The 12,556-nt window shown below is 62.7% G+C and carries 14 protein-coding genes; 10 read left to right on the top strand and 4 right to left on the bottom strand.

From position 1 onward, the window contains the following. Positions 1-40 precede the first annotated feature (40 nt). The 6 genes from mlaD (at position 41) to FMA36_RS03950 (ending at position 4,107) form a co-directional block, all read left to right on the top strand. The gene (gene mlaD, locus FMA36_RS03975) at positions 41-577 is read left to right on the top strand and encodes an outer membrane lipid asymmetry maintenance protein MlaD (protein WP_159261006.1); all 537 of its coding nucleotides are present in this window, start codon (positions 41-43) and stop codon (positions 575-577) included. Next, positions 574-792 (top strand): hypothetical protein, encoded by a 219-nt coding sequence (locus FMA36_RS03970; RefSeq protein WP_159261004.1) that lies wholly within the window; start codon positions 574-576, stop codon positions 790-792. The genes mlaD and FMA36_RS03970 overlap by 4 nt, the downstream gene beginning before the upstream one ends. Beyond that, on the top strand, positions 789-1,400 hold the full coding sequence (locus FMA36_RS03965) for a DUF2155 domain-containing protein (RefSeq protein WP_159261002.1): 612 nt from the start codon (positions 789-791) through the stop codon (positions 1,398-1,400). Before FMA36_RS03970 ends, FMA36_RS03965 begins: the two co-directional genes overlap by 4 nt. A 95-nt stretch (positions 1,401-1,495) precedes the next feature. After that, positions 1,496-2,251: a trehalose-phosphatase gene (gene otsB, locus FMA36_RS03960; protein ID WP_159261000.1), complete on the top strand. Its 756-nt coding sequence runs from the start codon at positions 1,496-1,498 to the stop codon at positions 2,249-2,251. Then, positions 2,239-3,591: an alpha,alpha-trehalose-phosphate synthase (UDP-forming) gene (locus FMA36_RS03955; RefSeq protein WP_159260998.1), complete on the top strand. Its 1,353-nt coding sequence runs from the start codon at positions 2,239-2,241 to the stop codon at positions 3,589-3,591. The genes otsB and FMA36_RS03955 overlap by 13 nt, the downstream gene beginning before the upstream one ends. A gap of 6 nt (positions 3,592-3,597) precedes the next feature. Continuing rightward, positions 3,598-4,107 carry a disulfide bond formation protein B gene (locus FMA36_RS03950; protein WP_159260996.1) on the top strand — a complete coding sequence of 170 codons (510 nt, stop codon included), beginning with the start codon at positions 3,598-3,600 and terminating at the stop codon, positions 4,105-4,107. Here the strand turns inward: FMA36_RS03950 and FMA36_RS03945 are convergent. Further along, the gene (locus tag FMA36_RS03945; RefSeq protein ID WP_078526178.1) at positions 4,061-4,237 is read right to left on the bottom strand and encodes a DUF1328 domain-containing protein; all 177 of its coding nucleotides are present in this window, start codon (positions 4,235-4,237) and stop codon (positions 4,061-4,063) included. The genes FMA36_RS03950 and FMA36_RS03945 overlap by 47 nt on opposite strands. Positions 4,238-4,397: 160 nt before the next feature. Here FMA36_RS03945 and FMA36_RS03940 point away from each other — a divergent pair, with 160 nt between their 5' ends. The 3 genes from FMA36_RS03940 to FMA36_RS03930 all read left to right on the top strand — a co-directional run bounded on the left by FMA36_RS03940 (position 4,398) and on the right by FMA36_RS03930 (position 8,684). Continuing rightward, entirely contained in the window at positions 4,398-6,458 is a 2,061-nt protein-coding gene (locus FMA36_RS03940) for an NAD(+) synthase (RefSeq protein WP_159260994.1), read from the top strand. A 151-nt stretch (positions 6,459-6,609) separates the two neighbouring features. Continuing rightward, a complete protein-coding gene (locus tag FMA36_RS03935) occupies positions 6,610-7,944 on the top strand; it encodes a calcium-binding protein (RefSeq protein ID WP_159260992.1) in 1,335 nt (444 codons plus the stop codon). Between the two features lie 470 nt (positions 7,945-8,414). Continuing rightward, positions 8,415-8,684 (top strand): HU family DNA-binding protein, encoded by a 270-nt coding sequence (locus FMA36_RS03930; RefSeq protein ID WP_010514654.1) that lies wholly within the window; start codon positions 8,415-8,417, stop codon positions 8,682-8,684. A 48-nt stretch (positions 8,685-8,732) separates the two neighbouring features. Here FMA36_RS03930 and FMA36_RS03925 read toward each other — a convergent pair whose 3' ends face one another. The 3 genes from FMA36_RS03925 to FMA36_RS03915 are packed head-to-tail and all read right to left on the bottom strand — an operon-like array spanning position 8,733 to position 11,472. After that, entirely contained in the window at positions 8,733-9,320 is a 588-nt protein-coding gene (locus tag FMA36_RS03925; protein ID WP_159260990.1) for a LutC/YkgG family protein, read from the bottom strand. Continuing rightward, a complete protein-coding gene (locus tag FMA36_RS03920) occupies positions 9,317-10,732 on the bottom strand; it encodes a lactate utilization protein B (protein ID WP_159260988.1) in 1,416 nt (471 codons plus the stop codon). Before FMA36_RS03920 ends, FMA36_RS03925 begins: the two co-directional genes overlap by 4 nt. After that, complete coding sequence (locus tag FMA36_RS03915) at positions 10,729-11,472, bottom strand: (Fe-S)-binding protein (RefSeq protein ID WP_159260986.1); 744 nt, start codon at positions 11,470-11,472, stop codon at positions 10,729-10,731. The genes FMA36_RS03920 and FMA36_RS03915 overlap by 4 nt, the downstream gene beginning before the upstream one ends. A 106-nt stretch (positions 11,473-11,578) precedes the next feature. On the opposite strand from FMA36_RS03915, the gene FMA36_RS03910 reads away from it, so the two are divergent. Further along, the gene (locus FMA36_RS03910; RefSeq protein WP_159260984.1) at positions 11,579-12,517 is read left to right on the top strand and encodes a LysR family transcriptional regulator; all 939 of its coding nucleotides are present in this window, start codon (positions 11,579-11,581) and stop codon (positions 12,515-12,517) included. Positions 12,518-12,556 lie beyond the last annotated feature (39 nt).

Below are 12,556 nucleotides of genomic sequence, written 5' to 3'. Positions count from 1 at the left end.
TAGGGTGCGCGCCATTGGATATTGGGGAAGCTTTGCCACCATGGTTGCTGCTGTTTCAGGGCGCGCGGGCCGTCAGCCAGCGGAACTTCTTGCCGGTTTTGCCGTGCTGGCCGCGCTTGCGGGGCTGCTGGCCTATGCCGTGCTCGACAAGGGCCGCCCGCATGAAACCGGCTACCGGCTTCATGCCGGATTTGCCCATATTGATGGCCTGTCCATCGGCTCGGATGTCAGGCTTGCGGGCATTACGGTGGGGCAGGTGGTCGATGAGAGCGTCAACCCCAAAACCTATGCCGCACAGGTGACCTTTACCGTGCGGCCCGACATCAGGCTGCCTGATGACACGGCGGCCATCATTACCAGCGACAGCCTGCTTGGCGGCAAATACATCGCGCTCTCACCCGGCGGCGACGACAAGATGCTTGCCCCCGGCGGCACGATTGGCGAGACACAGGGCGCGATCAGTCTCGAGCAACTGCTCAGCAAATTCATCTTCTCGGTGACCGATACGCTGACCAAGGCCCGACAGGACAAGGCAAATCAGGCCACAGCCCCCGCGCCGGGCGGAGATGCGCCATGAGCGGTGAGAGCACCCGGCCCACCGTGTGGCCGCAGCGCGATGGCACGCCGGTTTCATGCCGCGACAAATTGCTGGTACTGCGCGAAAACCATCAGGAAGTGCAGGGTATACTGCAAGATGCGTTCGAGGATGCGGTGCTGATGGGCGTGGATGAGGCGGCCATGCGCCAGATCCTGATCGACGTGGTCAACACCCTGCGGAGCCCCCACGCATGAGGCGCGTGCTCCGTTGTCTGCCCGCCCTGCTGCTCGCTGGCCTGCCGTGCCTTGCCCACGCCACCGAATGGCTGGCGCCGCCCGCCATGTACCCGCCCGATACGTGGCAGGGGCGCACGGTGGCGGTGGTGCGCGTGCTCGACAAGCTTGATGCCCATGTCGTGCTGCTCAACGTGCCCACAGGCCAGGACATGCCCTATAAAAGCCTGACCCTGCATGCCACGTCTTGCCTGCAGCGCCCCGCCACCCTGCCTGCCGATAGCGCTGCCTGGCTCGACGTGCATGACGCGCATGAGGGCATGGCTGCCTTTCAGGGCTGGATGGCGGTAGCCGAGCCCGCCACCGGCGTGTTCCAGAACCCGCTTTATGATGTGCAGCTCGTGGGTTGCGCGGGTGACAATGTAGCCCCCGCCCCGCCGCCACTCGCCGCTGTGGCCGCACCCACTGAGACCGCACCCGCTGTTACGCCTGATGGCCAGCCCGTGCCGCCTGCGGCAGGCGCGGCACCTGCCGCCCCGCCCGGAGCACCACAGCCGGTTTCCCCGCCGCTGCCTGCCCGGGTGCCCGAGCCTGCTGATGAGGGAGCCGCGCCCCTCATGCTGCATTAGAAAATAATTTAATTTGTGTCGTATAAATGCTGCAGCCCTGTCCAGCAGCTTGTGGGCTTGCGTATTATCCCGCTTTGCCAGAGGCTAGACCTACCATGAGCAAGACACCCTCCCTCCCTTCGCTCGATCGGCTGCCGCCTCCCGCGCGGGCGGCCTTCCTTCTGGACTTTGACGGCACGCTGGTGGATATCGCGCCCACGCCCGAATCCGTGGTCGTGGCGCCCGGCCTGCGCGATACATTGTGCCGCCTGCGCGATAAATGCGGTAATGCGCTCGCGGTCATTTCGGGTCGCCCCATCGAGCAGATCGACCATTTCCTGCCTGATGTGCCTTATGCCGTAGCGGGCGAGCATGGCATCGCCATCCGCCATGCGCCGGGCCAGGTCATTGAGCGCGCAGCGCTGCCTCCGGTGCCCCAGGCATGGATGGATGAGGCGGAGAAGCTGGCCGCGGCCCATCCTGGCGTAAGGATCGAGCACAAGAAGGCAGGGCTGGTGCTGCATTACCGCGGCGCGCCCGATGCGGGTCCGGCCCTTGGCCGGATCGCGGATGAATGGGTTGGCGCCACCAACGGCGCGTTTCATGTGCAGGCCGCCAAGATGGCGTGGGAAATCCGCCCCGCTGGCATTGACAAGGGCCATGCGGTCGAAGCGGTGATGAAAAGCGCGCCCTTTGCAGGCCGCCTGCCCATTTTCGTGGGCGATGACGTGACCGATGAGGATGGCATGCGGGCCGCGGTCAGCCTCGGTGGCGTGGGCTTTCGCATTCCCAATGATTTTCCTGATCCGACGGCCTTCCGTGCATGGCTGGCCCGGTTGGCACAGGGGGGGGATGGCGCATGGGGCGGCTGATTATCGTATCCAACCGCGTGCCTTCCCCACGTGAGCGCAGCCAGCCCGCCGGCGGGCTGGCGGTGGGGCTGAAAGATGCGTTGCGCGAGGGGGAATCGCTCTGGTTTGGCTGGTCGGGCAAGCAGGTGCAACTGCATGGCGGCGACCCGGTGCCCCGGCTCGACAAGGTCGATAACGTCACCTACGCCACCATTGACCTGACCCCGTTGCAGTATGAGGGGTTCTACCAGAATTTCTCCAACGGCATCCTGTGGCCGCTATTCCATTACCGTGTCGGGCTGATGAACTATTCCCGCACGGACTGGAAGACCTATCTGGCGGTCAACGCCATGTTCGCCCGCACGCTGCTGCCCCTGCTCAGGCCTGATGACACGATCTGGGTGCATGACTACCACCTGTTCCCGCTCGGGCAGGCGTTGCGTGACCTTGGGGTGAAGTGCCGCATCGGCTTCTTCCTGCATATTCCGTTCCCGCCATGGAGCCTCGTGCGCTCGCTGCCCGGTGCCGACCTGCTGCTCGAGGACATGCAGAGCTACGACCTGATTGGCGTGCAGACGCCCGAGGATGCCGAGAACCTCAACCATTCCCTTCAGGTCAATGGCCTTGCCGCGCGCGGGCAGGCTTTCCCCATCGGCATTGACCCCGATGAGTTCCGCGCACAGGCTGAAAAGAGCATGGAAGGCCCGGAGGTCGAACGGCTTGAAGGCAGCCTGCGCGGCGCCAAGCTGGTGCTGGGCGTGGACCGGCTGGATTATTCCAAGGGCCTGCCAGAGCGGTTTCGCGGTTATGAGGCGCTGCTTGCGCGCTACCCCGAGCATCGGGGCAAGGTGACCTTCCTGCAGGTCGCTCCCATCTCGCGCGGCAGCGTGGAGGAATACCGCCAGCTCCGTCGCCAGCTTGATGAGCTGACCGGGCGGATCAATGGTGCGTATTCCGAATTTGACTGGACGCCGATCCGCTACATTACCCGCCCGCTGGCGCGTGAGGTGCTGGCCGGGTTCTACCGCCGGGCCGAAGCCGCCCTGATCACGCCGCTGCGCGATGGCATGAACCTCGTGGCCAAGGAATACGTGGCAGCACAGAACCCGGCCAATCCGGGCGTGCTGATCCTGTCGCATTTTGCCGGTGCCGCGCCGGAAATGGATGAAGGCATTCTGGTCAATCCGTATGACCCCGATGAGATTGCCGATGCCCTGCACGCCGCCCTGACCATGGGGCTGGCGGAGCGGCGCACGCGCTGGCAGGCGCTGGAGCAGGAGGTGAGCAGCACCACGGCCATAAGCTGGGCGGCTGATTTCCTGCAGGCACTTGAGGCGGCACCTGTTGCGGGGCGGTCGTAACCGCTCATGCGTTCAACTGCTTTATTGATGGTACTGGCCGGGTGTGCTGCCCTTGGCGTTGCGTGGTGGAGTGAGTACACGCTGGGCCATGTGCCCTGCGGACTGTGCCTGTGGGAGCGCTGGCCCTATCGGGTGCTGGCGGGGCTGGGGTTGCTGGGCCTCGTGCTGCCGCGTGATGCGGCGCGTGGCGCGCTGTGGCTGTGCATGCCGGTGCTGCTTGTGGCAGCTTTTCTTGGTGGGCTGCATGTAGGCGTGGAACAGGGCTGGTGGTCCAGTCCGCTGCCCGAATGCCGCGCGCCCACGTTTCATGGCGGCAGTTTCGCGCAGCGTCTGGCTTCCATGCCGCGTAGCCCGGCCAAGCCGTGCGACGCGGCAACCTATCTTGTGCCCGGCGTGCCGCTTTCCATGGCGGCGATGGGCGGGATCTACGCGCTGGCGCTGATCCCTGTCGTGCGCCGGGGGTTACGGATCAGGGCGAAGTTCCGCGGCCGCGGCCGAAAAACAATCCAAGGATGAACAGCACGATGAAAATGAAGAAGAGCACCTTGCCGAAATAGGCAAACGTGTCCGAAATGCCGCCGAAGCCAAAAACCGCGGCGATCAGGGCGAGAACAAGGAATGTGATGGTCCAGCGTAACAGGTCCATGATCCGGTTCCTTCCGATCGATGTTGTGACAGACGCGGGCATGACATCCGCCCCCTAACAATGCGCCAGAGGGCGACGGGTTCATCGCAATACGTTATTTTGGCCCCGGCGCGGTCGCGACCCGAGCGGGGTTGCGCGCAGATCAGGCGGGAGGCAGCCCATGAAAGACGGCACGGATACGGCAGGTTTTCATAGCCTGTACCATCATGGATTTGCCCGGGTGGCGGCCTGCACGCTGCCCGTGGCCCTTGCTGACCCGATGGAAAACGCCCGCCGCACGCACCACGCCATTAGTGCCTGCCACGAGGCGGGGGCCGTGCTGGCCGTGTTCCCCGAACTCGGGCTGTCAGGCTACGCCATTGATGATTTGCGCCAGCAGGATGTGCTGCTTGATGGCGTGCGGGAGGCGATTGGCTGGCTGGCCGGGCAGACGGCGGGCCTGCTGCCGCTGGTGCTGGTCGGCGCGCCGCTGGCGGTGGGGGATGCGCTGTATAACTGCGCCATCGCCCTGCATGACGGGCGCGTGGTCGGCGTGGTGCCCAAATCCTACCTGCCCAATTACCGCGAGTTTTACGAGGCGCGGCAGTTCACGCCTGGCGCCGGGCTGCGCGGTGGCGTGGTCACCCTTGGCGGCGAGGTTGTGCCGTTTGGCACCGACCTGCTGTTCCACGCGCTTGCGGTGCAGGGGCTGGTCGTGGCTGCCGAGATCTGCGAGGACATGTGGGTGCCTCACCCCCCAGGCGTCGATGCCGCTCTGGCCGGGGCTACGGTCATTGCCAATCTTTCGGCCAGCAACATCACGGTAGGCAAGGCGCGTACGCGCACGCTGCTGTGCCAGTCGCACTCGGCACGCTGCCTGTGCGCCTATGTCTATGCGGCGGCGGGCGAGGGCGAGTCCACCACCGATGTGGCATGGGACGGGCAGACCTCGATTTTTGAAAATGGTACCACACTGGCCCAAAGCGAGCGTTTCCCCGCAGGGCAGGTCACGCTTATGGCCGATGTGGATCTTGACCTGCTGCGCCAGGAACGCCTGCGCATGGGCACCTTTGCCGATAACCGTGCCCAGGTGGCGGTTGGCGCGTGGCGGCACATCGACCTGTCCATCACCCCGCCTGCAACCCCGCTGGGCTTGCAGCGCGATATTCCGCGCTTTCCCTTCGTGCCCAGTGACCCGGCGCTGCTCGATCAGGACTGCTATGAGGCGTTTACCATTCAGGTCACCGCACTCAAGCGCCGCCTGCTCGCTTCACGCGCCAGAACGCTGGTCATTGGCGTATCGGGGGGGCTGGATTCCACCCATGCGCTGCTTGTGGCTGCCCGCGCGGCGGAGGAATGCGGGCTGGGGCGGCAGGCGGTGCTGGGCTACACCATGCCAGGTTTTGGCACGACAGGGGCCACGCGCGACAACGCGCATGAACTCATGGCGGCTCTTGGCGTGCAGGCGCGCGAGATCGACATCCGCCCCGCAGCCCGCCTCATGCTTGAGCAGATGGGCCATCCCTTCGCCGCGGGCGAGGCGGTATATGATGTAACTTTCGAGAACGTGCAGGCGGGCCTGCGGACCGACTTCCTGTTCCGGCTGGCCAACCAGTCAGGCGGGATCGTGATCGGCACGGGCGACCTGTCGGAGCTGGCGCTGGGGTGGTGCACCTATGGCGTGGGCGACCAGATGGCGCATTACAACGTCAATGCAGGGCTGCCCAAGACCCTGATCCAGCACCTGATCCGCTGGGTCATGGCCAGCGGGCGCGAGCAGGCGCGTACCTGCACGGTGCTCGAGGCCATCCTGCGCACCGAGATCTCACCCGAACTGGTGCCCGCCACCGCAACGCAGGCGGTGCAGAGCACGGAATCGCTGATCGGGCCTTATGCATTGCAGGATTTCACCCTGTTTCATGTGCTGCGCCATGGCTTCCGCCCTTCCAAGATCGCGTTCATGGCGCTGCATGCCTGGGGCAATGGGGTGGGTGGGGACTGGCCTCCCGGTTTCCCCGCCGATGGCAGGCGGACTTACACCCTGGCGGAAATACGCCACTGGCTGGGGGTGTTCCTTAACCGTTTCTTTGGTTTCAGCCAGTTCAAGCGCTCGGCCATGCCCAACGGGCCGAAGGTGGTGGCTGGTGGCGCGCTGTCGCCGCGTGGGGACTGGCGCGCGCCATCGGATGGCAATGCCAGACTGTGGCTAGAAGAACTGGAGCAGCGCGTGCCACGGGATTGATTTAGATCAATCCTGATTCCGAATTTCTTAACCCATTCCTGACAAATACGGTCCTGAAAGAATGCTTCCCCCGGTCTGACCGGCAGGGAGGGGCAGCGGATCATCTGCGGCGAGGCCGGTTCCTGCCGCCGTGAGACAAGGAACGGAATGAATGGGATACGTGACCGTAGCCGGTGCCACCGGGCTCACGCTGGGGCTTAACCAGGACACGACCGGGTTGATGCAGGATCTGCAGCAGAACGCGGCGCAGAATGCCCGGAATGCCCTTGATGAAGGGATATCCCCCAACGAAATCACCTCACTGGAAGGGGATGGCAGCAACCCCGCCTGGGGGGCGGTGCTGGCCGCCCAGGCCGTGGGCGTGGTTGCCATTGACGGGGCGCTCAGGCAGGATTCGGACGGTCGTATCGAGACACTGGCCAAAGCAGGCACTTACAATGTTACTGCCGGCACGGTGGAGATTGGCAGCGAGACGAACGGCGTGCTCGACCAGACGATCAACATCCAGGGCGGGTCTGGTTCGACCAATGTGATGGATGGCGATGACGGCACGGTGGTCTATGCCGGCGGTTCAGGCAATGTGGATTATTATGCTGCTGCGGGCGACACGTTCTTCCTCAGCGGAACGGGGCAGGATGTCATCCACACCATGGGCGGCACGGATACCATCTATGCCTATGACAGCACCCCCACCGTGACCGGCGACTGGACCGCTCCCGGCGCAGTGACCGGTACCGCCACGCAGTTCAGTGGCGCTGAGAGCACGCTCGATGTGTACAATGGCGTCGTGGTGCAGGATACCGAATACGATACGGTCAATACCGCAGATAGCGATGGTTTCTTCAACAGCAGGTCGGACAACGCGACCGTCACCATCAATGGCGGCGCGCATGATACCATCAATGCCGGTACCGCGCTGGTGGTGCAGGACCTTGATGACAGCACGATCAACGCCAGCCAGTCGGCCGCACTGACCTTTATCAGCGCGAGCACGCCCATGCTTGTGGCCGACACCGTAACAGGCAGCAGCGCCACCATTTTTGGCGCGGCAGGGGTGGACCTGACCGCCACCACCAGCGGCAGGGCCACGTATTATGCCGGTAGCGGCAACGAAACGCTTGATGGCGGAACCGCAGGCGCAGTCTATGCCGTGGCAGGCAGTGGCAATGATCTGCTTGTAGGGGGCAAGGGCAGCAGCACGCTTGTGGGCGGCATGGGCAACGATACGCTTGTGGGCGGTAGTGGCGCGACCGAATTCGAATTCATCAAGGGCAAGGGTGGTGGCACCGACATCATCCAGGATTTTGGCAAGTCGGCCGGTAACGCCATTCTCCTGTCCGGTTATGATGCGACTCCGGCTTCCATCCAGTCCATGCTCGACCAGGCCACCATCAGCGGGGGCAATACAACCGTCAGCCTTGATGACAAGACCCAGATCACCTTCGTAGGCGTGACCGACCTCAAGACGCAGAATTTCAAAAGCTGACACCGGGGGGCGGAATCGCCCCCTCCAACAAGCCTGTACGCTTCCCTGCAGGTGGTCAGAACAGCCTGCTGATGCGAGATCCGGCAAATTAAAAGAAGTTTTGGTAAAGCTTTTTTTCAAAAAGCTTCAGACAACATGGCTTTTTTTAAAAAAAGAAAATTCCTGTAAAATTTTATCTTTTTTCATCAATGGGTTAATTTCAAATCAATTCCTGATGATGCCTTATCGATATGAAGTTTTCATGACCGTATATATCGATGCCCAAGACTGCGATTTTATGAATTCAGCCGGTTATTGCTGCGCATATCAGCGATAATTTTCATGTGATAACAAAAAATTGCTGGTCTAACCTCAGTCATCAGGTTACAAGCCGCGACCGTCCGGCCCGGTGGGGCAACTGGCCTGTTTTCAAGACGGGTGCAGGATATTTACGAAATTCATTTCCAGCCCGGAAGGAGTAGTCAGTTCCGATGAGTAAGGCCTTCATTGCAGCCGTCATTCAGGATTCGATCGATTGCACTGGCGTTGCGGCCAATCAGGCCGCATCTGACCTGATTGCCGCCATTGTCAAGGAACTGAAGCGCGAGGGTGGTTTCACCCTGCCGTCTTTTGGCACGTTTACGGTCAAGAAGACCAAGGCCCGCAAGGCGCTCAACCCGCGCACGGGCGAGCCGGTCAAGGTCAAGGCAGGCAAGACTGTGCGTTTCAAGGCCAGCCCGAACCTGAAAAAAGCCGTCTGACCTTCTGATGTCCGGCCCCTTCCTGCGCGGAAGGAGCCGTTTTTGCAATCAGGTAAACCAGACCGAAAGCGAACGCACGCCCTGTGCGCCACGGATCAGGACGCCCTGAATATCCGCCGTGGCGGAGGGGCCGCTCATCAGCACGCCATAATTGGCGGTCTTGAATTCGGGCCGCTCCTGATAGGCGGTGTGCATGTTGGCGGTCAGCTGATCAACCGATAGCAGCACCACGATATGCTGGCCCAGATGGGCAAACGAGTTGATGGGTAGCTGCGCCTCGCTCAGGAAGATCGAACCCATTTCCGCAATGCCGAAGGGCGCGCGCACCACGGTTACGTCGATGGTGGCGGCATCCTGCGGGGTCTTCACCTTCTCGACCGGCAGCGTGCCGCGTGCCTCGGGCACGTTGGAGCAGATCACCTTGGCATCGGGGTGGCGGCGCAGGATTGCCTGATCCAGCGTTTCACCCTCCACCGGCTCGAGCACGTCACCGCCCAGGATCTTGAGGCTGGTGATGAAGCGCTCACGGCTGGCATCAAGGTCACCAAGGGTGGCTACCGGCGGCAGCGGATGGTTTTCCGGCGTGGGGCGGTTGGCCCGCAGGGCCTGCAGGATCTCGTCGCGTGCGGTGCTCATTTCTTGGTCTCCGGTGCGGCGGCGGGCTTTGCTGCGGTCTCGCGGTTCTTGCGATACCAGTCATTGAAGGTCTGCTTGACCGGATGGGGGTTTTCGCGGTGCTTGCCCCACGGGTTGAGCCAGTTATAGAGCACGAAGCGCGGCATGGTGCTGAGCGAGACCTCGGTGGCCTTGATGGCGGCGCGGTACATCCTGGGCTGACCCATCAGCTTGCCCGCCATGTGCATGATCTCGCGCTTTACGAACGGCATCTCGTGGTGCTGCACCAGCACGCGGCGCCATTTGTACAGCTGCTCGTGAATGTTGATCTTGACCGGGCAGACATTGGTGCAGCTGCCGTTCAGCGTGGAGGCATAGGGCAGGGTGCTGTATTTGCGCTCGTTGAAGGTCGGGTCGATGATCGCGCCGATCGGGCCGGAATATACCGCGCCATAGGACAGCCCGCCCGAGCGGCGATAGACCGGGCAGGTGTTCATGCACGCGCCGCAGCGGATGCATTTGAGCGAGGTCCAGAAATCTTCCATGCCCAGGCGTGCGGAACGCCCGTTATCGACGAGCACCACATGCATCTCGCCCCCCTTCTGCGGGCCACGGAAATGGGTGGTGTACTGCGTAATGGGCGAGCCGAGCGCGCTGCGCGAGAGCAGGCGGATGAACACGCCCATATCCGCCATGCGCGGCACGAGGCGCTCGATGCCGATGGTGGCGATGTGCAGGTTGGGCACCGTGGCACTCAGGTCGGCATTGCCTTCATTGGTGCACACCACAAACGTGCCGGTTTCCGCCACCACGAAGTTGCCGCCGGTCATGCCTGCATCGGCATGCAGGATCACGGGGCGGGCCGCCTGGCGCTGGGCCTCGGCAAGCAGGTGCGGATCGCGGATTTCGGGGTCGGTGTGATAGTCCTTGGCGAAGATCTTCGCCACATCCGCAGTCAGCTTGTGCACTGCCGGCACCACGATGTGGCTGGGCAGCTGGTCATCAAGCTGCTGGATGCGCTCGCCAAGGTCGGTTTCGGTTACGGTCACGCCCTGCTTGGCAAGATAGGGCCGCATGTCACACTCTTCGGTGACCATGGACTTGCTCTTGATCAGGTTGCGCGCGTTATGGGCCTTGAGGATCTCGCCCACGATGCGGTTGTGCTCCGCCCCGTCGCGCGCCCAGTGCACGTGAATGCCGTTCTTCCTGGCATTGGTCTCGAACTGCTCAAGGTATTCGGGCAGGCGTGAGAGCGTGTGTTCCTTAATGCGCGAGGCTTCCTCGCGCAGTTCCTGCCACTCGGGCAGGATGTGCATCTGGGCATCGCGCTTCTGGCGCATGTCCCACAGGCGTTCATCATGGAACTGCAGGTGGGGCGTATCCTCGATGAAGTGCTCCGCCGCCCTGGCGTGATTGACGGGCTTGTCGCTCATTGGGATGCTCCGTTGAGGATCTGCGCAATGTGAATGAAGCGGATCGGCACGCCCGCGCGCTCGGCGCAGCCCTGCTGGTGCATGATGCACGAGGAATCAGCCGAGACGATGTATTCCGCGCCTGCCTGATGGTGGTCGCGCACCTTGTCCACGCCCATCTTGGCCGACACGGCCTCTTCCGTGACCGAGAAGGTGCCGCCGAATCCGCAGCATTCATCAGGCCGCTTGGGGGTGGCGAAGCGGATGCCCTTGACCTTGCTCAGCAGGTCCATCGGCTTGGAGAAGGGCTTTTCGCCCAGTTCCGACATGCTGGCCGTGCGCAGCGCGCGCAGCGTGCCGCAGCTGTTGTGCAGGCCCACGGTGTGGTTGAACTCGGCCCAGGGGAAGGCATCGACCTTCAGGATATCGTGCAGGAATTCCACCAGTTCATAGGTGTTCTCACGCACGTGGCGGACTTCATCCGTCTGGGGAATTGCATCGAAATTGTCACGCACATGGTGCGTGCAGCTGCCTGAGGGCATGACGATCTTGTCGTATCTGGCGAAGTTGCGCACGAACAGCGCTTCCGCTGCTGCGGCATCCGAGTTGCAGCCGGAGTTGCCCATGGGCTGGCCACAGCAGGTCTGGTCCAGCGGATATTCGACATCCTGCCCCAGTTTTTCCAGCAGCTCCAGCGTGGCAATCCCGGCATCGGGATAGAAAGCGTCGATATAACACGGAATGAACAGGCCAATTTTCATCAGGGGATACTCATCCTCAGCACGGTTGGCGCGAAACGTGGCGCATGGCATGTTATTTCGTCAAATATATATTGAAGGAGATTCCCATATATAATTTATATGGGATATGGATTTAAGGCATTTACGATATTTCGTGGCGGTTGCCGAGAACGGGAGCTTCACGCGGGCTGCAGAGCAGCTAGGCATGGAACAGCCACCTCTGAGCCAGCAGATCAAGCAGTTGGAAAATGAACTCGGCGTTCTGCTGTTCCAGCGCCTGACGCGTGGCGTCAAGCTGACCGATATCGGCCTTGTGCTGCTTGATCAGGCCCGCGCGCTTCTGGGCATGCAGCAGCAGTTCATCGCCACCGCCACGGGGCTGGCGCGGGGCGAGAAGGGGCATATCCGCGTGGGGCTGGCGGGCGCGGTCTCGCTGCTGCCCATGATTCCGCTGACCGTGCGCCGCTTCCGTGAAGTGTGGCCCGATGTGACCATCTACCTTGAGGAAAGTAACACTCCCGCCCTGCGCAAGGCGCTGCATGACCGCGCGATCGATATCGCCATCGTGCGCCCGCCGGTGCCCGATGGGGCGGGGCTGCTGGTCTCGCCACTGCTGGAGGAGGAGACGGTCGTGGCGCTGCCCAAGGGGCACCCTCTGGCTGTCTACAGGCATCTGGAACTTGAAATGCTGGCCGATGAACCTTTCATCATCTTCCCGCGTGAACTGGGGCCGGGCTTTCATGATGCCATCCTGTCTGCCTGCCACAATGCGGGCTTTACGCCGCGCATGGGCCAGCAGGCCCCGCAGATCGCCTCGACCGTGCCGCTGGTTGCGGCGGGGCTCGGGGTTTCGGTCGTGCCGCGTTCGCTGCACCAGATCCATTCCGGCGGCGTGACCTATCATTCGCTCGGCGCCAAGGCGCCGCGGGCGGAACTGGCCATTGCCATGCGCGCGGGCCAGCATGTGCCGCTGCTGTCCAATTTCATCTCGACCCTGCGGGCGTGCTGCCGCGGCATGCATGCCGGTGCGCACGCCATCGTGCTCGGTGAGGCTGAAGGGGAATGACAAAAGTTTTTGGTGAAGCTTTTTTCAAAAAGGCGGCAT

The sequence above is a fragment of the Komagataeibacter xylinus genome, from assembly GCF_009834365.1.
GTDB lineage: Bacteria > Pseudomonadota > Alphaproteobacteria > Acetobacterales > Acetobacteraceae > Komagataeibacter > Komagataeibacter xylinus_D.
The sequence above is the reverse complement of the archived record's forward strand: the minus strand, read 5'-3'. Positions and strand labels throughout refer to the sequence as shown.

Excerpts from the sequence above, each read along its gene's own strand:
- FMA36_RS03930 (WP_010514654.1), top strand. The coding sequence starts at position 8,415 with ATGAGTAAGGCCTTCATTGCAGCCGTCATTCAGGATTCGATCGATTGC.
- FMA36_RS03955 (WP_159260998.1), top strand. The coding sequence starts at position 2,239 with ATGGGGCGGCTGATTATCGTATCCAACCGCGTGCCTTCCCCACGTGAG.
- FMA36_RS03940 (WP_159260994.1), top strand. The coding sequence starts at position 4,398 with ATGAAAGACGGCACGGATACGGCAGGTTTTCATAGCCTGTACCATCAT.
- FMA36_RS03915 (WP_159260986.1), bottom strand. The coding sequence starts at position 11,472 with ATGAAAATTGGCCTGTTCATTCCGTGTTATATCGACGCTTTCTATCCC.
- FMA36_RS03935 (WP_159260992.1), top strand. The coding sequence starts at position 6,610 with ATGGGATACGTGACCGTAGCCGGTGCCACCGGGCTCACGCTGGGGCTT.
- FMA36_RS03965 (WP_159261002.1), top strand. The coding sequence starts at position 789 with ATGAGGCGCGTGCTCCGTTGTCTGCCCGCCCTGCTGCTCGCTGGCCTG.
- mlaD (WP_159261006.1), top strand. The coding sequence starts at position 41 with ATGGTTGCTGCTGTTTCAGGGCGCGCGGGCCGTCAGCCAGCGGAACTT.
- FMA36_RS03920 (WP_159260988.1), bottom strand. The coding sequence starts at position 10,732 with ATGAGCGACAAGCCCGTCAATCACGCCAGGGCGGCGGAGCACTTCATC.
- FMA36_RS03910 (WP_159260984.1), top strand. The coding sequence starts at position 11,579 with ATGGATTTAAGGCATTTACGATATTTCGTGGCGGTTGCCGAGAACGGG.
- FMA36_RS03925 (WP_159260990.1), bottom strand. The coding sequence starts at position 9,320 with ATGAGCACCGCACGCGACGAGATCCTGCAGGCCCTGCGGGCCAACCGC.
- FMA36_RS03970 (WP_159261004.1), top strand. The coding sequence starts at position 574 with ATGAGCGGTGAGAGCACCCGGCCCACCGTGTGGCCGCAGCGCGATGGC.
- FMA36_RS03950 (WP_159260996.1), top strand. The coding sequence starts at position 3,598 with ATGCGTTCAACTGCTTTATTGATGGTACTGGCCGGGTGTGCTGCCCTT.
- otsB (WP_159261000.1), top strand. The coding sequence starts at position 1,496 with ATGAGCAAGACACCCTCCCTCCCTTCGCTCGATCGGCTGCCGCCTCCC.
- FMA36_RS03945 (WP_078526178.1), bottom strand. The coding sequence starts at position 4,237 with ATGGACCTGTTACGCTGGACCATCACATTCCTTGTTCTCGCCCTGATC.